Annotated in this window: 19 protein-coding genes; 9 read left to right on the top strand and 10 right to left on the bottom strand. The window is 65.3% G+C overall.

Features of this window, described 5'->3' with window-relative positions; translation table 11 throughout:
* Nucleotides 1-51: 51 nt before the first annotated feature.
* The 3 genes from F562_RS0104225 to F562_RS0104215 all read right to left on the bottom strand — a co-directional run bounded on the left by F562_RS0104225 (nucleotide 52) and on the right by F562_RS0104215 (nucleotide 4,515).
* On the bottom strand, nucleotides 52-1,842 hold the full coding sequence (locus tag F562_RS0104225; RefSeq protein ID WP_018155685.1) for an ABC transporter substrate-binding protein: 1,791 nt from the start codon (nucleotides 1,840-1,842) through the stop codon (nucleotides 52-54).
* A 98-nt stretch (nucleotides 1,843-1,940) separates the two neighbouring features.
* Nucleotides 1,941-2,957, bottom strand: a complete 1,017-nt coding sequence (locus F562_RS0104220; RefSeq protein ID WP_245553611.1) for an ABC transporter permease — start codon at nucleotides 2,955-2,957, stop codon at nucleotides 1,941-1,943.
* Between the two features lie 145 nt (nucleotides 2,958-3,102).
* Nucleotides 3,103-4,515 (bottom strand): replication-associated recombination protein A, encoded by a 1,413-nt coding sequence (locus F562_RS0104215; RefSeq protein WP_026180988.1) that lies wholly within the window; start codon nucleotides 4,513-4,515, stop codon nucleotides 3,103-3,105.
* Nucleotides 4,516-4,631: 116 nt separating this feature from the next.
* On the opposite strand from F562_RS0104215, the gene F562_RS0104210 reads away from it, so the two are divergent.
* Nucleotides 4,632-5,042 carry a DNA/RNA non-specific endonuclease gene (locus F562_RS0104210; protein WP_018155682.1) on the top strand — a complete coding sequence of 137 codons (411 nt, stop codon included), beginning with the start codon at nucleotides 4,632-4,634 and terminating at the stop codon, nucleotides 5,040-5,042.
* A 26-nt stretch (nucleotides 5,043-5,068) separates the two neighbouring features.
* Entirely contained in the window at nucleotides 5,069-5,830 is a 762-nt protein-coding gene (locus F562_RS0104205) for a GNAT family N-acetyltransferase (protein ID WP_018155681.1), read from the top strand.
* A 38-nt stretch (nucleotides 5,831-5,868) separates the two neighbouring features.
* On the opposite strand, the gene F562_RS18035 is transcribed toward F562_RS0104205, so the two are convergent.
* Nucleotides 5,869-6,483, bottom strand: a complete 615-nt coding sequence (locus tag F562_RS18035; protein WP_018155680.1) for an HAD family hydrolase — start codon at nucleotides 6,481-6,483, stop codon at nucleotides 5,869-5,871.
* A 118-nt stretch (nucleotides 6,484-6,601) separates the two neighbouring features.
* Entirely contained in the window at nucleotides 6,602-8,386 is a 1,785-nt protein-coding gene (aspS, locus tag F562_RS0104195; RefSeq protein WP_018155679.1) for an aspartate--tRNA ligase, read from the bottom strand.
* Nucleotides 8,387-8,681: 295 nt separating this feature from the next.
* Between aspS and F562_RS20040 the strand changes: the two genes are divergently transcribed.
* From F562_RS20040 to F562_RS0104165, 6 genes are read left to right on the top strand one after another with little or no spacing between them, the layout of a single operon-like run.
* The gene (locus F562_RS20040) at nucleotides 8,682-9,479 is read left to right on the top strand and encodes a GNAT family N-acetyltransferase (RefSeq protein WP_156822532.1); all 798 of its coding nucleotides are present in this window, start codon (nucleotides 8,682-8,684) and stop codon (nucleotides 9,477-9,479) included.
* A 52-nt stretch (nucleotides 9,480-9,531) separates the two neighbouring features.
* Nucleotides 9,532-9,786, top strand: coding sequence for a type II toxin-antitoxin system VapB family antitoxin (locus F562_RS0104185; RefSeq protein ID WP_018155678.1), 255 nt, complete (start codon nucleotides 9,532-9,534; stop codon nucleotides 9,784-9,786).
* A complete protein-coding gene (locus F562_RS0104180) occupies nucleotides 9,780-10,166 on the top strand; it encodes a type II toxin-antitoxin system VapC family toxin (protein ID WP_018155677.1) in 387 nt (128 codons plus the stop codon). The genes F562_RS0104185 and F562_RS0104180 overlap by 7 nt, the downstream gene beginning before the upstream one ends.
* A gap of 1 nt (nucleotide 10,167) precedes the next feature.
* Nucleotides 10,168-10,974, top strand: a complete 807-nt coding sequence (locus F562_RS0104175) for an alpha/beta fold hydrolase (protein ID WP_018155676.1) — start codon at nucleotides 10,168-10,170, stop codon at nucleotides 10,972-10,974.
* A gap of 28 nt (nucleotides 10,975-11,002) precedes the next feature.
* A complete protein-coding gene (locus F562_RS0104170) occupies nucleotides 11,003-11,674 on the top strand; it encodes a peptidylprolyl isomerase (protein WP_018155675.1) in 672 nt (223 codons plus the stop codon).
* Nucleotides 11,671-12,198: a GNAT family N-acetyltransferase gene (locus F562_RS0104165; protein WP_018155674.1), complete on the top strand. Its 528-nt coding sequence runs from the start codon at nucleotides 11,671-11,673 to the stop codon at nucleotides 12,196-12,198. The genes F562_RS0104170 and F562_RS0104165 overlap by 4 nt, the downstream gene beginning before the upstream one ends.
* Nucleotide 12,199: 1 nt before the next feature.
* Here F562_RS0104165 and F562_RS18025 read toward each other — a convergent pair whose 3' ends face one another.
* Together F562_RS18025 and F562_RS0104155 are read right to left on the bottom strand one after the other, a co-directional pair.
* A complete protein-coding gene (locus F562_RS18025; RefSeq protein ID WP_026180985.1) occupies nucleotides 12,200-12,607 on the bottom strand; it encodes a YchJ family protein in 408 nt (135 codons plus the stop codon).
* A 24-nt stretch (nucleotides 12,608-12,631) separates the two neighbouring features.
* The gene (locus F562_RS0104155) at nucleotides 12,632-13,735 is read right to left on the bottom strand and encodes a DNA glycosylase AlkZ-like family protein (protein ID WP_018155672.1); all 1,104 of its coding nucleotides are present in this window, start codon (nucleotides 13,733-13,735) and stop codon (nucleotides 12,632-12,634) included.
* A gap of 94 nt (nucleotides 13,736-13,829) precedes the next feature.
* On the opposite strand from F562_RS0104155, the gene argG reads away from it, so the two are divergent.
* On the top strand, nucleotides 13,830-15,242 hold the full coding sequence (argG, locus tag F562_RS0104150) for an argininosuccinate synthase (RefSeq protein WP_018155671.1): 1,413 nt from the start codon (nucleotides 13,830-13,832) through the stop codon (nucleotides 15,240-15,242).
* Nucleotides 15,243-15,304: 62 nt separating this feature from the next.
* On the opposite strand, the gene F562_RS0104145 is transcribed toward argG, so the two are convergent.
* Genes F562_RS0104145 through F562_RS0104135 form a run of 3 tightly spaced genes read right to left on the bottom strand, consistent with a single transcriptional unit; the run spans nucleotide 15,305 to nucleotide 18,222 of the window.
* Nucleotides 15,305-15,877, bottom strand: a complete 573-nt coding sequence (locus F562_RS0104145) for a phosphotransferase-like protein (protein ID WP_169333363.1) — start codon at nucleotides 15,875-15,877, stop codon at nucleotides 15,305-15,307.
* Nucleotides 15,878-15,913: 36 nt separating this feature from the next.
* Nucleotides 15,914-16,540, bottom strand: coding sequence for an NUDIX domain-containing protein (locus tag F562_RS0104140; RefSeq protein WP_018155669.1), 627 nt, complete (start codon nucleotides 16,538-16,540; stop codon nucleotides 15,914-15,916).
* Complete coding sequence (locus F562_RS0104135) at nucleotides 16,537-18,222, bottom strand: CTP synthase (RefSeq protein WP_018155668.1); 1,686 nt, start codon at nucleotides 18,220-18,222, stop codon at nucleotides 16,537-16,539. Before F562_RS0104135 ends, F562_RS0104140 begins: the two co-directional genes overlap by 4 nt.
* Between the last annotated feature and the right edge of the window lie 6 nt (nucleotides 18,223-18,228).

Below are 18,228 nucleotides of genomic sequence, written 5' to 3'. Positions count from 1 at the left end.
TGGCGGCGGCTTCCTGAGATGTCTCGGCGAAGCCACCGCCACCGAATCTGATCAGCCGACCCAGATGTTCTCTAGTGCTGTTCCACCGTTGGGGTCGAGCACCACGTTGTTCACCTTGGAACCGAAGATATTGGCCTGCTTGGCATAGAACATCGGAACCAGCGGGACGTACGTCGTCATAATTTCCTTGTCGAGCTTGGTCCACTCGGCGCCCTGCTCGGCAATCGGCATGGCCGCGATCTTGGACATCTTCTTGTCCAGGGCCTTGTCCTTGATGTTGCCGACGCCTCCATTGGTCGGAAGGCTGCTCTTGAACAGCGGCGGGTAGATCGAGTCGCCGGCTGGCCAGTCGTAGCACCAGCCAGTCGCTACGCCCTTGCCCATGTTGACCTTGGCCTTAGGGTCTTTAATCTTGTCGCGGATCTGGGATTGCTTGACCCCAATCCCCTTGACCTTAAAGCCGGCCTTCTCCAAACCCTGCTTCTTGGCCTGGTAGGACTTCACGGCCTGGTCGTCGTCATTGACGTAGTAGAAGGACAACTCGAAGCCCGCCTTGCCCGCCTTGCTCAACATGGCTTTGGCCTTGTCGGGGTTGCCTGAGCCCTGGCCGTTCAGGCCCTCAGGCAAACTGTACTTCTTGAAGCCGGGCACCTGCGGCGCCGAGATGGTGCCACCGGGAGCCACGTCAAACTCGGTCAGACTCCCAGCGAGCCGGATCTGCTGGGTCGGCCAGGCCATGGCCACAGCCTTGCGCACCTCCAACGGGATCATCTGCGTGTCCATCGTGGAGTAGCTCCACTGGTTGCACGAGTCCGGGCCGGTCGCCACCTGGCTCTTCTGCCCGCCAAGCGCCTGCTTGATAATGGAGGGGTCGACGCCGTCGTAGGACAGGGTCGTCTGGTCCGGACCGTTGTCGGCGAAAATCGACTTGGCGGTCTGTGCCTGGGGGCGCCCGAAATTCAGATTGATCTTGTCCGGGAACTGGTTGCGCGCTGGGTCAGTCTTAGGGTCCCAGTTAGTGTTCTTCGACAACTTCAGCGAAGAGCCCTCGGCGTACTTGTCGACCTTGTACGGGCCGGTGTTAACCGGGTTTTTCTCGTAGTCGGTGCCGGACTTCGTGTCCTTGTCCTTCGGAATGGCGCCGAACATCGTAAACGCCGCGAGATACGGGAATGTCTCCATGGGCTTGGTCAGGTGGAAGGTGAGCTTTCCGGCCTTGTCGTCCGACTCGATGCCAGGGAACTTCGCGTCGGGCTGCTTGTACGGGCCTAGATAGGTCTGCTTACCGTCCTTGTCCTGACCTCCCTTGAGGTACTCGAGCTGGAAGGTCGGACCACCGGGCATCTCTTCGGTCGCAAAGGCTCGCTTCACTGAGTACTCGACGTCGGAGGCCTTGATCGGCGTGCCGTCGTCGTACTTCAGACCCTTCTTGAGGGTGAACTCCCAGGTCAGTCCATCCTCCGACTGACGACCGAGGTCGGTAGCCATGTCGGGCACCAGCACCGACTTCTTGCCTTCCATCTTGTAGGTGGTCAGGCGGCGAGTCAGGAGCCGGTGAATCATGCCCGTGTCGGAGTAGTACTGCGTGGAAGGATCCATGTTGCCTGGCACGGTTTCGACATTCAGCGTCAGCGTGCCCCCCTTCTTCGCGCCGTCAGGCGCCGGCGCTGGTCCCTTGGCGTCGGGCTTAAACGCAGCGCTCGCCGGCACCTTCGTGAAATCCTCACCGTCGTTTCCGGAATTGCCAGATCCTCCGGTCTTATCACTATCTCCGCCGCCGCCGCAGGCCGCGAGAGCGAGTGTTCCGGTGACGGCAAAGGCCGCAACCTTGGTCCAACGCATGGTGATCTCCTTCTGAGGTTCTCTCGGTCCGATGCGCGAGAGTTTGTTCGGGAACTACAGGGTTAGGTGCACTGAAATGGACATTCGTGTCTGGGCCGTTATCGCCGGGTTTGCGGGTTGAAGGCATCCGAGACCGCGTCGCCGAACAGGCTCAGCGCCAGCACCAGAATCGCCACGGATCCCGCAGGCACCCAGAGCCAAATCGGATAGGCCTCGAAGTAGGACTCGGCAGAGGCAATGGTCTGACCCCAGGAGTAGGTCGGTGGTTGTAGACCGACTCCCAGGAAGGACAAACCAGCCTCGGCCGAGATGTAGGCAGGGATCAGGATGGTCAGGTTGACCAGAATGGGGCTGACCAGATTGGGCAGCATCTCCTTGAAGAGCACCCGGGACGATGAGGCACCTAGCGCCTTGGACGCCTGCACGAACTCGCGCTCACGCAGTGAAAGCACTTCACCGCGGACCAGGCGGGCGACGGTCGTCCACCCGAACAGTGCCAGCACCAGGACCACCGCCGCGAAACGAATTTTCGCCTCGGTCTCTGGTTCAATAAAGCCAATGCTGTCGGCTCCGCCGAAACGGAGGATCGCGATGGGGATGATGCCGATCGCCATCAGGAGGAACGGCAAGGCGAGGAAGAAGTCGATAAGCCACTGGATCACCCGATCGGTCCAGCCCCCGAAGAACCCGGCCAATAGACCGAGTATCGCACCGATGACGACTGACGCGCCGGCGGCCAGGATCCCAATCACCAGACTTGGCCGGGCTCCATAAGCCCACTTGTAGAACAAGTCGACGCCGCTGCCAGCCTCCACGCCAAACGGGTGCGCCGCGCTCATCTGCGTTAGCCCGATACCTGTGTTGATGTCGAGGAGTTCCTGATGCTGTTGATCGTCCACCCCGAGGAGCGAAGTCCACAACGGAGCGCCAACCGCAACGATGACAAAAAAGATGATGACGCCGAGGCTGACCATCGCGACAATGTCCGTGCGCAGCCGCTCAATCGCAATCTGCGAGGGGGACCGACCTTCGCGGGGAGCTTGACTCTCGGGCTGCTCTCCGCCGGGGGTCTCCTCGGCGAGAATTGCCGCATCGCCAGGGGCGACTCCACTCAATGTGGCCTCCGTGGACCGTCGAGACTGACCACCAGGGGCCAGTTTCACAAACATGGACAGACGTCGGCACCCTCGAAGGGTGACCGACGTCGCAACTTTGCCACAGCGCTCGTCCGAATCGAGGGACATCTGCGATCTAGGTCACTCAATCGTTATCTTCCGCGATCTGGGGTGAACCGCCGTGAATCGTCCTGCGGACTTGCGCCCAGCGTGGACCAATTCGCTCTTCCCAGCCGCGATCGGTCGGCTGGTAGTAGTCGGCCGTGTCGTGCAGGTCATCCGGAAGGAACTGTTGTGTTCCGACACCACCGGGCTGGTCGTGGCTGTATTGGTAGCCGCCGCCATGTCCGAGTGTCGATGCCCCGGCATAGTGGGCGTCGCGTAGATGGGCGGGCACCGCGCCCCCACGGCCATCTCGGACGTCAGCAATCGCGGCGTTGATCGCGGCGTACGACGCGTTGGACTTGGGTGCAATCGCGTTGTGTACGACCGCCTGCGCGAGGACTATCCGCGCCTCTGGCATCCCGATCTGGGCCACTGCGTGCATCGCCGCCACAGCCGTTTGCAGCGCGGTCGGGTCGGCCATCCCGACATCTTCGCTCGCGGCAATCACGATCCGTCGAGCGATGAATCGGGCGTCCTCCCCCGCCTCCAGCATGCGCGCCAGGTAATGCAAGGCCGCGTCAACATCGCTGCCCCGCATCGACTTGATCAAGGCACTGGCGATGTCGTAATGCTGGTCACCGGCGCGGTCATAGCGCACCGCCGCGATCGCGACGGCTTGTTCGACCTGCTCGACGCCAATCGGGATGCCGTCCTGAGTTGAGGACTCACCCGGCGCCACGTCCTCGGCTACTCCAGCGGCGGCCTCGAGTGCCGTCAGCGCAGACCTCGCATCGCCGCCGGCCATCCGGACTAGGTGGTTGCGCGCCTCGTCACTCAGCGCGAACCGTCCTCCGAGGCCACGCTCATCGCTGACCGCAGCATCGATCAGGGACGCCACGTCTTCGTCGGTCAATGACGTCAGCCGCACCATGATCGAGCGCGACAGCAACGGCGCGATCACGCTGAACGACGGGTTTTCCGTCGTAGCTGCCACGAGCACGACCAGGCGGTTCTCGACACCAGGAAGCAACGCATCCTGTTGGGCTTTGGAGAACCGATGGATCTCATCGAGGAAGAGCACCGTTTGGCGCCCATACAGATCTCTATCCCGTGCTGCCTGATCCATGACAGAACGGACGTCTTTCACGCCGGCGTTGATGGCCGACATCTCGACGAAGGCGCGATCGGATGCGGTGGCGACCAGGTGAGCCAACGTCGTCTTCCCGGTGCCCGGTGGTCCCCACAAGATGGCTGAGATGGGTCCAGCGCTGCCCTTGGCGCCCTCCACGAGCCGTCGCAACGGACTGCCCGCACGCAGGACGTCCGCTTGTCCGCGTACTTCCTCGAGGCTTCGTGGGCGCATCCGCACGGCCAGCGGCCCGTGACTCGAATCCCCTGGATTCGGCCCGCTCGAGGCGTCGCGGCGCGCTGATGAGAACAGGTCGTCAGTCACCCGCTCTACGCTACGTCGCCCGCCCCGCGAGTTTGTGTCCTGCCTCGACACGTGGTCTGGTGGAGTGAGAGCCCGACGTACATACCGATGCGTCATCCCCGGAGCCGAGGACTCAAATGTTCGACAATGTGATCGCAAGTGCCGACCCAGCCGAGGAGGCTGAGGACTCGAGCACGACGAGCATGTTCGACCTGCGCAATGGGTCCGAGTACGCCGACGTCATCGAGCCCGACGATGTCGAACGGCTGGTCAATGCCGGACAGCTGGAGCGGATCTACCTCGTGTCCCCCATCTTCGGCGGCGCCGAAGACATTCGGAACATCGTGACGGCCGGGCAAGGCGCGGCTCGGGCCAAGCAGGAGATCGATACTGCGGTCGTGACTGCGCTTGAGCAGTGTGAGGACTTGGCCTACGACGTCGTGCCGGACTACGGGGACAGCCACAGCCTGGTCCCGCAGCGCATCACCTTCACCGCCGGCAGCCAGAGTTACATCATCATCACCTGGGACCAGCCGACCATCGACTAGCCGGCCGCATCTGATTCGATCTGCGGGTGCGTCCGGAAACAATCACTGATCAACGCGCGCTCGCCGCAGCAAGCAACAACGACCCGTTCGTCCTCTACGACGCGGCCCTGCAGGCCGGCGAGACGGCGTACCGGCACGGGAGCGCTTTGGCGATGCGCTTGGTTCCACACTTCTCGCTTCGGCCGCCACGCGCGTGCGTCATCGGGCCGGATGACTCCGACGCCGCACAGCTGCTGGATTGGGTGGCCCGCGAGCAACCCTGGGCACCGCGCGTGGCGGCGATCTCGGTGGAGCGACACCGGGAACCGAGCCTGCACCACCACTTCCGGGTCGGGACCGGCGGTAACTGGGACTGGCTGTGGAGCGATTCTCTGCCGGCGCGTACGCCCGTCGAGGACCGGCTCATCGAGTTGGACGATGCTGCCGACGCCGAAGAGATCACCCGGCTCAACGAATTAGGCAACCCGACGGCAGAGTCCGAGCCGGGCACCGATCGTACCGAGCGATGGGTGGGCGCGCGGCACGAGTCCGCCCTGGTCGGCGCAGCCGCTTTGCACCGCAGTCAAACTGGTCATGGTGTCCTGACCGGGATCGTCACGCACCCCGAACACCGCGGCGAGGGACTAGGTCGAGCGATGACAGCGAACCTCACCCGGGGCTGCGTGGCGGCCGACGGCGTCGCCACCCTGGGGATGTACGCCGACAACTCGGCCGCCCGCGCGTTGTATGCCTCACTCGGCTATCGCGTCGCCCACGCTTTCGCGAGCCGACTCGTGCGGCCGCTGTGACTTGTTCACCGACTGGTGCGATGTATCGCACCAGCGCGTCAACAACCCGCCACGCACGCCGACCGCAGAATCCGACGTAGGCCAGCGACCCCGGCTGTCGGCTCATGATGGAACGCCCGGATTCCGATCGCCTTGGCCGCATCGATATTCGGTGGGTTGTCGTCGATGAAGACGGCATGGTGCGGCTCGAGGCCGAGGTCCTTGAGCACGTGTTCAAAGTAGGCAGGCTCCGGTTTCATCGCGCCGACCTCGCTGGAGTAGTAGGTCCCATCGAAGTGACGGTCATAGCCCAGCTCGTTGCGCATGAAGTCCACCCGGTAGTCCTGCTGGTTGGTCGCCAGATAACAGGGCGTCCCTGCGTTGCGCACCTGGGCGATCAACTCGAATGCCTCCTGGTCGAGCCGGACGTGCGTCCACAGTTCCAGCATCGCCTCGACGGTCAGGTCGATCTTCCATTCCGTCAGAAGTGCCGCGATCCCCTTGCGCAGCGGCTCCTCACCACGCAGCGAAGGCTCCTCGGCCTTGAACACCGCTCGGGCGAACCCTGGACCGCCCAGCTCGGTGAATCGCTGGTGCCAGTCCTGCGTGCCGTGCTGCAGGACGCCGTCGGCATCCCACAGCACGGCCTTAACCTCAGGTCGAAGTTCAGCCATTGGTGATTCCTCTCGGGGGTCTCGATACGTCGGGAGGTCCGCTCGTGCCTCGCGGACTTCCCGACTACTCGACCGGCGTGGACGGCTCGGGCTTCCCGACTACTCGACCGGCGTGGGACTACTCGACCGGCGTGGGCGGCTCGGGCTTCGCGTCGACTCCGGCCTCTGCGCGCTGCGCATCGCTGATCGGTGCCGGTGCTGCCGTCAGCGGGTCATACCCACCGCCGGACTTGGGGAAGGCAATGACCTCACGGATGGAGTCGGTGCCGGCGAGCAGGGCGACGATGCGGTCCCAACCGAAGGCAATGCCGCCGTGTGGCGGTGCGCCGTATGAAAAGGCGTCGAGCAGGAAGCCGAATTTCTCCTGGGCTTCTTCCTCGGACAGGCCCATGACGTTGAACACTCGCTCCTGAATGTCCTTGCGGTGGATACGGATTGAGCCGCCACCGATCTCGTTGCCGTTGCACACCATGTCGTAGGCGTACGCCAGCGCCTCGCCGGGCTCAGTGTCAAAGGAGTCGAGGTACTCCTTCTTGGGCATGGTGAACGCGTGGTGCACCGCCGTCCATTTCCCGGCTCCGACTGCAACGTCACCCGATGCCACCGCGTCGGCCGCCGGCTCGAACAGCGGTGCGTCCAGGACCCACAGGAACGACCAGGCGTCCTCATCAATCAGTTCGCAGCGCTTGCCAATCTCCAGGCGAGCCGCGCCGAGCAGCGCGCGTGACGACTTAGTGTCACCAGCCGCGAAGAAGATGCAGTCGCCAGGCTTGGCACCAACGTGCTCTGGCAGCGCGGCCTTCTCGGCGTCGGACAGGTTCTTGGCGACCGGCCCGGTCAGTTCGCCGTCTTCTTGGATGAGGATGTATGCCAGCCCCTTGGCGCCGCGCTGCTTGGCCCAGTCCTGCCATGCGTCGAGCTGGCGCCGCGGTTGGCTAGCGCCGCCTGGCATCACCACAGCACCGACGTACTCGGCCTGGAAAACGCGGAAGGTGGTGTCCTCGAACAGCTCGGTGCACTCGACCAACTCGTTGCCGAAGCGCAGGTCCGGCTTGTCCGAGCCGTACTTGGCCATCGCGTCGGCGTACGTCATCTGTGGCATGGGCGTCGGGACTTCGATCCCGATCGTTCCCCACACGGCCTTGGCGATCGCCTCACCGAGCTCGATCACGTCGTCCTGCTCGACAAAGGACATCTCGACGTCGAGTTGGGTGAACTCCGGCTGACGGTCGGCACGGAAGTCTTCGTCGCGGTAGCAGCGCGCGATCTGGTAGTAGCGCTCCATGCCACCGACCATGAGCAACTGCTTGAACAACTGGGGACTCTGTGGGAGGGCATACCAACTGCCGGGGGCCAGGCGCGCCGGAACCACGAAGTCACGAGCGCCTTCCGGCGTCGATCGGGTCAGGGTCGGCGTCTCGATCTCGACGAAGTCGCGCTCCGCCAGAACCGTGCGAGCGGCCGCGTTCACCTTGCTGCGCAGGCGAATTGCCGCGCCGGGGCCCGGGCGGCGCAGGTCAAGGTAGCGGTGCTTGAGGCGCGCTTCCTCACCGACGGTCACGCGCTCATCAATCTGGAAGGGCAGTGCGGCGGACTCACTCAGCACCTCGATGGACTCGGCGACCACGTCGATCTCGCCCGTCGGGAGGTCCGGGTTGACGTCCTTGGGTTCGCGCGGCTGCACGGCGCCAGTGACCTTGATGCAGTACTCGTTGCGCAGGTCGTGCGCTCCTCCGGTCAGCACCTCATCGCGCGCCACGACCTGGACGACGCCGCTGGCGTCGCGCACGTCAAGGAAGGCAACGCCTCCGTGGTCGCGGCGGCGGGCCACCCAGCCCGCCAAAGTCACGGTGGCGCCGGTGTTGTCGGCGCGCAGGCTGCCAGCCTCGTGTGTTCTCAACATGAACTCATCCCTTCGAATCAGGTTCTCCTCGAAGGGCATTCACGCGGGTTGCCTGCCGAGGAGACGGCAGCCCGGGAGGTGTGGGCGGGGGCCAGATCGCGGTGCCACCACACCTTCGCCGAGGGATCCTCGGCCTCTCGTCGGTACGCCGTACGCGCGGCCCACGGCTGACTCCCCGTGAGGGGTGACCGGCGGTTTGTCAGGCCGCCGCTGTAGACGTGGCTCATCCTACGAAGACGGCGCCGCTACGGCGAATCGGTTTATGCCGGTCCGGTCGGCGACGTACTGTCGGGTCATGCCTCTAGATGCCGACGCGGTGCTGGCCGCTTCCGCGCGGATGATCTGGGTGCCGCCAGAGGCGGAGCGAGTGGACACAGACGAGTTCACGATGGTCCGGTACGGCAACGACTTCCTCCACCAAACCTGCGTTTTCGCCGTGCAGTCCGACCGACCGACCAGCCAGGTCATCGCGATCGTCGACGAGCAGACGCGCACCTGGGGCAGAGACTCGGTCTGGTGGAACGCAATCTCCGAGCACACTCGGCCCCGCAGTCTCGAGGAAGCGTTGATTGCCCGCGGCGGTGCGGTGGTCGAGCGACTTGCCGTTCTGGCACTCGACCTGACCGGCCCGCTGCCCGACCTCGAGATTCCCGACGACGCCGAGGTCGTCCTGCCGACCGGTGTCGACCACGTGCGCGACATACGCGCCATCAGCGAGGCAGCCTTCGGATCAACGGGCTCAGCAGCCCCTGACCCGCAGATCAGCCTCGACCGGGACGTCGCGGACCGCGAAGCCGGGCGCGCCGTCCGCGTCGTCACGTATCTGGACGGAGTACCTGCGGCCTGTGGCGGGACGACTTTCTACCCAGGCGGGGTCGCGGCGCTGTGGGGCGGCAGCACCCATCCGGACCAGCGCGGCCGCGGCGCCTACCGCGCGACGCTGGACTGGCGCCTTCGGGACGCCGCCGCCCGGGGCGCTCGGATGGCACTGGTCAAGGGCCGGGTCGACACCTCGGCACCGATCCTGCGGCGAGCAGGCTTCGTCGAGTACGGCGAGGAGCGGGTCTATCAGCTGTCGGTGCCGGCCACCTGATCTCGCGAAATTCCGCTGTTCAGCCCTGTTCTACCCACGGTAGAATCGGCCCATGCCGACGCTCAACATCAAGGACCCCGAGGTCCACCGCATGGCGCACGAACTGGCCCGTCGCAATCACACGACCGCGACCGGGGCCGTTCGTGATGCCCTCCGAGATGCCCTCGCGCAGACGCCTGATACCCGACCTAGTCGTCAGGAGATTCGTGCGCGTATCAAGGAGATTCAACGCCGCGTTGCAGAAAGCGACGAAACCTTCCTCACCGACGACGACCTTTACGATCCGGAGACCGGACTTCCGTGGTGATTGTCGTCGACACATCGGCCCTGATCGCGATCCTTCGCGGCGAGCCCGAGGCAGACCAATTCGAGGAAGTCCTGGCTTCAGCTTCGGTCGTACATCTGAGCGCCGCGAGCAAAGTGGAGCTAGACCTGGTCGCGGGACGAAACTCCTGGCCCCGAGCCCATGACCTCCTGTCGACGCTGAGCATCCGGACGGCGCCCTTCGACGATCGCCAGAGCGAGGCCGCACGCATCGCCCATGCCCGCTTTGGGCGAGGTTCGGGTTCCCCCGCCCGCCTCAACCTCGGGGACTGCTTCAGCTACGCCTTAGCCATCACCCGAGACGAGGCGTTGTTGTTCAAGGGCGACGACTTCACCCACACCGACGTACGTCCGGCACGGTGAGATGAGCGCTGTGCGTCTGGAGTTGGATCGTCCGGACGGAACCCGGATCATCGCGGACCATCACGTGGGTCCTGGTCGCCCAATGGTCCTGCTGCACGGCCTGGCCGGCCACCGCGGCGAGTGGCTGCGCGTGCTGGCGGCGCTCGACGCACCGCACGCCGTGGGCGTCGACCTGCGCGGGCACGGCGAAAGCACACCTGCGGCTGAGGACATGAGTCGGCAGGCCTTCGTCGATGACGTCGTCGCCTTGATCGAGCAACTCGACCTGGGCGCGGTCGACCTCGTCGGGCAGTCCGTCGGCGCCCACACCGCGCTCCTCGTCGCGGCCGCTCGACCGGACCTGATCCATCGCCTCGTGCTCGTCGAAGGCGGCCTTGGCGGGGACGGCCCCGAGGCGACCGCTCCGATTGCACGCTGGCTGCATTCGTGGCCGGATCAGTTCGGCAGCCGGCAGGAGTTCGAGCAGTTCTTCGGTGACGCAGGCACCGTCGCGCATGGGTGGTGGGCGGGTCTCCCTCAGGGCCGGCGCCCCTGGCGGCCCGACCAGCTCGCTGCGGCGCTGACCGACGTGCACGCCCGCGAGGCGCGCGCCGAGTGGCGCTCGGTCACCGCGGCCACGCTGCTGGTCACCGGCGAGCACGGAGTCATCCCGCCGGCGCAGATCGAGGAGATGTGTCGGACCGGGCGGGACGTACGCCACGTGGTGATGCCGGGAGTCGGGCACGACCTGCACCTGGAGGACCCGACGACGCTCGCCCGGCACCTCGCCGAGCATCTCGCAATCGACCTCCCGAGAATCGCCCGGTAGCAGCGTCATCCGCGTTAGGTTCGCGGGCATGAGTACCCGACTGATCTCCACCCTCGTCGCCGTCACAGCGCTCGCCGCTCCTGCTGTCGTCGTACCGACCGCCAACGCAGCCGCCGACCGCGGCCACAAGCCTGCGGTCTGTGAATTCCGTCCGACGCCAGACCGACCCGCCGCCCGACCGGTACGGCTGCCGAAGGCGAAGCAGAAGAGCCACGGGACGGTGGACGTACGCATCGCGACGAACTACGGCCCGATGACCTTCCGGCTCAACCGGGACACCGCGCCGTGCGCCGTCGGCAACCTGGTTCATCTGGCTCGCAATAACTTCTACGACCAAACCCAGTGCTTCCGACTCACCAACTCAGAGCGACTCGGGGTACTGCAGTGCGGCGACCTGATCAAGCAGGAAGTCGGCGGCCCGGGGTACGAGTTCGACGACGAGGTCGACGGTACCGAGACCTACCCGCGTGGCACCATCGCCATGGGCAACCAAGGCCCGGGCACCAACGGCAGCGAGTTCTTCATAGTGCACAGTCACGCCAACATCGACCCGGACTACACCGTGCTCGGCCGCCTCATCAGCGGGTACGACGCCCTCGACGCGATCGTCGCGGCCGGCATCGCCGACCCCGACCTGGACGGCCCGCCCGCACAGCCGGTGTGGATCTACGACGTGAAGGCCGGGCGCCAAGGACCATGACGGCAATCCAACTCACCCGGCTTGGCACGGCCGACCTCACCCCGCAGGTATCCGAAACGCTGACCGAGATCTTCGGCGACTTGGTCTGTGCCGATGCTGCGATCGGATGGACCGAGCCGCCGACGCTCCGCGAGACCACGGCCCTACTTCAGGAGGTGACAGCGCCAGGACCCGAGGATGCCTGTGCGCTACTCGCCTGGCTCGATGGGAGCGTCGCAGGTTTCGGCTACTGGACGCGATACATCCGGCCGACTCATCGGCCGCACGCGGACCTGGGGAAGCTGGTTGTGTCTCCGCCCCACTCCCGGCGGGGTGTCGGCCGGGCGATGGTCCGTGCCTTGGTTGCTCGTGCACGAAGCGCCGGTATCGAGCAACTCACCCTCGATTTCCGCGGAGACAACACCCGGGCCGAGTCGCTCTATCTGTCAGAGGGTTTCGTCGAATATGGACGACTCGCCGAGTTCGTCGCACCTTCAGACGGTCGACGCCTAGACAAGGTCTTTCACGTCCTTGACTTGCGCTGACTCACGCCTCGTCGGACTGCTCTCCGACATAGAACCAGCGTCCGGCGCGGCGCTCAAAGACGGCCACCTCATGCAGGTCACCCTGTTGGTGGGTCGCGGTGAACTCCACGATCCCGCTCTGGTCATCTGGACCACCGGCCTCGGTGCGGTGAATGGTCAGCCCCGACCACTCGACCCCGTCGTTGACCTCGACCTCCGCCGGGCGCGTTTTCGGATGCCAGGTGCGCCATAGGTGCTCGGCGTTGCCGTAGTGGTAGGCCGTGAACCGTGAGCGCATGAGTTCCACGGCAGTGTCGGCCAGGCGCTCGGTCGACAAGAGCGGGCCGCAACAGTCGTCGTACTGGCGGCCAGATTCACACGGGCACGGATCTGGGGTCTCGACAGGCTCGACCGGCGTAGAGGCGCTCACGTCCCACACCGTAGCCCGCTCGGCTTAGACCTCGATGCGACTGGCCTCCACCGCCAGCGAGCGACCCAAAACCGCGCTGAGCCTGGCCGCTTCGTCCGCGAAGTCGTGCGCGGGCACCGACGCAACTGTTCGCACCACTACCTGCTCGCCGTGGATGGACCACGTCCCACCGACAACACCGCCAATGATCACGGCATTCGCCTTCCGGGTCATCAAGGTTCGCAACGGAGCCGGGACGACTAGCTCGTCTTTGGTACCCGGGCCCATTAACCACTGGTCGTGCCCGGGAAGCAGTCGAATCGCGGTGCTGGGGCGACTGGTGGCAAGGTCATCGATGTCCTCGCTCAACGCATACCGAGTCTGCCCTGCCAGGTCGACCGCAGTCAGTCGATCCTTCAGGTCCGCCAGCCACCGCCTCACCCGCGCTCGGCCCGCACTAAGCCCCTCGCAGAAGTACGTTTCGACCTGCTCCACGGTCGCCGGGCCGTAGTGGCGGAAGTATTCCGCGAGCACATACGGCCCCGCCTGCTCCAGGTCCCAGACTCCCGCCCAGTCCGCCTGGTCACCCAATCCCTGAACGGTGCGCTTCCCATCGCGAAGCGATCCCAAGCTGAGGTCGCCCTGCCAGGACAGTGGCTTGATCAGAGTGTCCGCGCCTTCGTCGAATACCGTTCGCAGATGCCGGAATCGGCGGTCTCGGGTGACGGCCGTACCCAGCTCGGTGATCGTCAGCGGACCGTCGGTAAGCGCGTCTCGCACGGCCTCGCGGAAGCCCGTCCAGTCGGAGGGCTCTAGCCCGTAGTGCTCGCGCCAACTGGGCAACTCCCATTGACGGCTAGCTGATCGCACGCTCAGCAAAGCGCCGCCACTCTTGGGCGAGACCAAATGCATCGCCCCTCGAAAGGCAAACACCTGGAGTAGCCGCCCCTGTTCGAGCGCGGCGCCAAGGTCGCCTGGTTGCGGCGACGTACGCCGCACCCCGATTGCCAAGTTCGCGAGGGTTTCATCCATCGAGAGCACGGCCCCGAGTCGGTGCACGACACGTTCGAGAGGCTCGTCGCCGATCGGGTCCAACAACTGCTGGCGCATCCGCCACGCGAGAGCCTGTGCGCGACCAATGGACTCCATGAACTCGAGGCTAACCAACTCGCATCACCGCGATCCGGTTTATTCAGCAAGACCGCCAAGCGCGCTGGGCTCCCAGACACGTATCCTGGCCCGCGTGTCCAAGGTATTGACTTCACTTCCCCAGGGCGAGCGCGTCGGCATCGCCTTCTCCGGCGGCCTCGACACTTCGGTGGCGGTGGCCTGGATGCGGCATCACGGTGCGATCCCCTGCTCCTACACCGCAGACCTCGGCCAGTACGACGAGGACGACATCGAGTCGATCCCGAGCCGCGCCGACCAGTACGGCACTGAGTTGGCTCGCCTGGTCGACTGCAAGACCCAGCTGGTCGAGGAGGGCCTGGCCGCCATCGCGTGCGGCGCCTTCCACATCCGCTCCGGTGGCCGCACCTACTTCAACACCACTCCCCTGGGCCGCGCGGTGACCGGCACGCTGCTGGTGCGGGCGATGCAGGAGGACGGTGTCTCCATCTGGGGCGACGGCTCGACCTTCAAGGGCAACGACATCGAGCGGTTCTACCGCTACGGCCTGCTGGCCAACCCGAGCCTGCGCATCTACAAGCCGTGGCTGGACGCGACCTTCGTCGAGGAGCTCGGCGGCCGGCAGGAGATGTCGGAGTGGCTGGTCGAGCACGGCCTGCCCTACCGCGATTCTGCGGAGAAGGCGTACTCCACCGACGCCAACATCCTCGGCGCGACGCACGAAGCCAAAACCCTTGAGCACCTGGACACTTCGCTCGAGACGGTCGAGCCGATCATGGGCGTGAAGTACTGGGACGACTCGGTGGAGATCCGCCCCGAGGAAGTCACGGTTCGCTTCGAGCGCGGTCGCCCCACCACGATCAACGGCGAGTCGTTCGACTCGATCGTCGAGCTCTTCCAGGAGGCCAACGCCATCGGCGGACGGCACGGCCTGGGGATGAGCGACCAGATCGAGAACCGCATCATCGAGGCGAAATCCCGCGGCATCTACGAGGCGCCGGGCATGGCGTTGCTCTTCACAGCGTACGAGCGCCTGGTCGCCGCGGTGCACAACGAGGACACCTTCGAGGCCTACCACAACGATGGCCGTCGGCTGGGCCGCCTTCTCTACGAAGGCCGTTGGTTCGACCCGCAGGCGCTCATGCTGCGCGAGGGGCTGCTGCGCTGGGTCGCCTCCGCAGTCACCGGCGAGGTGACGCTGCGGCTGCGCCGCGGCGAGGACTACACGATCGTCGACACCCGGGGCGAGACCTTCTCCTACCACCCGGAGAAGCTGTCGATGGAGCGCACCGAGAACGCCGCCTTCGGTCCGACCGACCGCATCGGCCAGCTCACCATGCGCAACCTCGACATCGCAGACACCCGCGAGAAGCTCGAGCTGTACGCCAGCCAGGGCTCGCTGCCGACCCGTGACACCGCCCTGGTCGGCGAGCTCGAGGCCGGCGGCGCTCAGCGGATCGCGTCTAACCCCAACGTGGGCGATGACGACGCGATGGACGACGTGGCGATGGAGTTCGGCGCCGACTGACACCCGTTGAGTCGGCGTGTCGTGCTAGTCCGTACGCGTGTTAGCTAGCACAACACGCCGACTCAACCGCGCGGTTGCCTAGTCCGCAGACGATCGAAGGCGCGACTTCGCGGTGGTGAGGTCATCAGTGCAGTGATCGCGGATGCGAGATCGAGCGGGCCTCGCCTCGTGGTGTCGAGTTCGAGATCGCAGTCCACGTGGTCGTACACCAGATTCTGTTGAATTCGTGCCGTGCCAACCTGACGATCACCACGCTCTCGCTCACGCCGTTCCAATGTGTCCAGATCAGCACGCAAGTGCACCAGAAACACATCGAGGCCCTGCGTTACGTCGAGCAGGTCGACCAGTCGCCACGGCTCGTTGAGAACGTGGTCGCCCACCACATCCATACCCGCGGCCGCGGCTCCAGCGAGCGCCCGGTGGTACGCCGCCCTGGTCTGGTGAAGAACGGTCTGCCAATCACCCTCGGTCATCGAACAGTGTTGCGGGACAGTCAGATCCGGACGCGAACGCTGAGCATGAAAGAGGTCAACCGGCAGCACCAACCACGGTGTCGCCTGAGCGTCAGCAAAGGCGCGAGCGGCCGTCGACTTCCCGACGCTCGACGGCCCGTTCAGCAACACCAAACGGCCCATGCTTCGACGTGAGGACTCGGGCATCTGCTCGCCGACTCAGCGGGCGTACGCCGGGTGCTCCGGCCAAGGTGTGTCGTGGGCTCGCAAGGTGGCCCAGTTGCGATCACGTGCGGCTGCGGCAGCGAGCACGCCCGCGACAGTGCACGCGTTATGGAGACGGCCCGCCAGGGCGGCCTCGACACATTCATCCAACGAAACCCAGCGCACCACGATCTCGGCTTCTTCGCCTTCACGCACGTAGTCGGTCTCGACCGCACTCAGATCCCGGGCGAGGAAGCAGCGCCAGTTCTCGCTCGACCCACCGGGTGAGTTCTGCCAGTCAGCGAGTACATGCCAGGTACCCGCGGCCATGTCGGCCTCCTCGGCAAGTTCGCGCTGTGCGGCAATCCACGGCGCCTCACCCTCGACATCGAGCAAACCTGCGGGCAATTCCCAATCGAGGATTTGCCCGGGGTGGCGGTACTGCTGGATTAGCAATACCCGCGCCTGGTCATCCAGGGCCACGCAACCGACGGCGCCAGGATGCTCGATGTATTCGCGAGTGACGATGGAGTCGCCCAGGTCCACCTCGTCGCGAACCAACGACCACACCAGCCCGTCATGAAGGACTTCATGCGAGCGGACCGGCCGGGACTCGACGCGGTCTGCCAGCGGCTCGGTCACGATGATGCGTCCTCGGCCTTAGGCCGTTCGACCTCAACCAGCCGACTCGCACGCTGCTCGTCGATCGCCGCGCCGATCAGGCCCGCAAAGAGCGGATGAGCCCGGTCGGGACGGCTCTTGAATTCTGGGTGCGCCTGGGTCGAGACGTAGTACGGGTGCGCCTCGGACGGGAGCTCGACGAACTCGACCAACCCCAGGTCCGGGTGCTTCCCAGACACGACCAGCCCCGCCTGTTCCAGTTGCTCGACATACTCGCCGTTGACCTCGTAACGGTGCCGATGGCGTTCGGAGGCCGCTGACGCACGGTATGCCTGCGCCACCACAGAGCCCTCCTTCAACACCGCGCGCTGCGCTCCAAGGCGCATCGTGCCGCCCAGGTCGCCGCCGCCCTCAACGAATGCCTTCTGCTCTTCGATCGTCGCAATGACAGGCGCCTTGGTCTCGGAGTCAAACTCACTGGACGAGGCGCCCTCGATGCCGGCGACGTTGCGGGCGTACTCGATGACCATGCACTGCAGGCCGAGGCAGATTCCGAGCGTGGGTACCTTCCGCTCGCGAGCCCAGGTCAGAGCGCCGAGTTTGCCTTCGATCCCGCGAATCCCGAATCCGCCCGGCACCAGGACCGCATCGACGCCGGCGAGCGCCTTCGAGGCGCCCTCTGGCGTGCCGCAGTCGTCACTGGCAACCCACCGGATGCGTGTCTTGGCGTCGTGCGCAAAACCACCGGCGCGCAAGGCCTCGGTCACCGATAGGTACGCGTCCGGCAGGTCGATGTATTTGCCGACAAGGGCTACCTCGACCTCGTGCTCGGGGTGGTGCACCCGGGCCAGGAGGTCATCCCAGGCGGACCAATCGACATCACGGAAGGGCAGGCCCAGGCGTCGCACGACGAATGCGTCTAGCGCTTCGCGATGCAGCACCTTGGGAATGTCGTAGATGCTGGGCGCGTCGACACACGCGGCGCAGCCCTCGGAGTCGACGTCGCACATCCGCGAGATCTTGTCCTTGATATCCACGGGAATTTCGCGGTCGGCGCGCAAGACCAAGCCGTCCGGCTGGATACCGACCTGGCGGAGCGCTGCCACCGAGTGCTGCGTCGGCTTGGTCTTCAGTTCGCCGCTTGGCGCCAGGTATGGCACGAGCGACACGTGCAGGAAGAAGACGTTGTCACGGCCGACATCCTGACGAATCTGGCGGGCCGCCTCCAAGAAGGGCAGACTCTCAATATCCCCGACAGTTCCGCCGATCTCGGTGATGATCAGGTCTGGCGGGCTCGCCGCGGATGCCTCCGCGCGCATGCGGTCTTTGATCTGGTTGGTGATGTGCGGGATGACCTGCACGGTGTCGCCGAGGTATTCGCCACGGCGCTCCTTGGCGATCACCGTGTTATAGACCTGGCCGGTTGTCACATTGGCGCTGCCGCTGAGGTTGACGTCGAGGAAGCGTTCGTAGTGCCCGATATCCAGGTCCGTTTCGGCGCCGTCGTCGGTGACGAACACCTCGCCATGCTGGAACGGGTTCATCGTCCCAGGGTCGACGTTGAGATAAGGGTCCAGCTTCTGCATCGTGACCTTAAGGCCACGCGCTCGAAGTAGACGTCCGAGGCTTGAGGCCGTGAGCCCCTTGCCGAGCGATGAGGCTACGCCTCCGGTCACAAAGATGTGCTTGGTCTGCTCCGCCACGGACTG

It is taken from the genome of Demetria terragena DSM 11295, from assembly GCF_000376825.1.
In the GTDB taxonomy this organism is placed as follows: Bacteria; Actinomycetota; Actinomycetes; order Actinomycetales; family Dermatophilaceae; genus Demetria; species Demetria terragena.
The sequence above is the reverse complement of the archived record's forward strand: the minus strand, read 5'-3'. Positions and strand labels throughout refer to the sequence as shown.

Excerpts from the sequence above, each read along its gene's own strand:
- F562_RS0104225 (WP_018155685.1), bottom strand. The coding sequence starts at position 1,842 with ATGCGTTGGACCAAGGTTGCGGCCTTTGCCGTCACCGGAACACTCGCT.
- F562_RS0104210 (WP_018155682.1), top strand. The coding sequence starts at position 4,632 with ATGTTCGACAATGTGATCGCAAGTGCCGACCCAGCCGAGGAGGCTGAG.
- F562_RS18035 (WP_018155680.1), bottom strand. The coding sequence starts at position 6,483 with ATGGCTGAACTTCGACCTGAGGTTAAGGCCGTGCTGTGGGATGCCGAC.
- aspS (WP_018155679.1), bottom strand. The coding sequence starts at position 8,386 with ATGTTGAGAACACACGAGGCTGGCAGCCTGCGCGCCGACAACACCGGC.
- F562_RS20040 (WP_156822532.1), top strand. The coding sequence starts at position 8,682 with ATGCCTCTAGATGCCGACGCGGTGCTGGCCGCTTCCGCGCGGATGATC.
- F562_RS0104185 (WP_018155678.1), top strand. The coding sequence starts at position 9,532 with ATGCCGACGCTCAACATCAAGGACCCCGAGGTCCACCGCATGGCGCAC.
- F562_RS0104175 (WP_018155676.1), top strand. The coding sequence starts at position 10,168 with ATGAGCGCTGTGCGTCTGGAGTTGGATCGTCCGGACGGAACCCGGATC.
- F562_RS0104170 (WP_018155675.1), top strand. The coding sequence starts at position 11,003 with ATGAGTACCCGACTGATCTCCACCCTCGTCGCCGTCACAGCGCTCGCC.
- F562_RS0104165 (WP_018155674.1), top strand. The coding sequence starts at position 11,671 with ATGACGGCAATCCAACTCACCCGGCTTGGCACGGCCGACCTCACCCCG.
- F562_RS0104155 (WP_018155672.1), bottom strand. The coding sequence starts at position 13,735 with ATGGAGTCCATTGGTCGCGCACAGGCTCTCGCGTGGCGGATGCGCCAG.
- F562_RS0104145 (WP_169333363.1), bottom strand. The coding sequence starts at position 15,877 with ATGGGCCGTTTGGTGTTGCTGAACGGGCCGTCGAGCGTCGGGAAGTCG.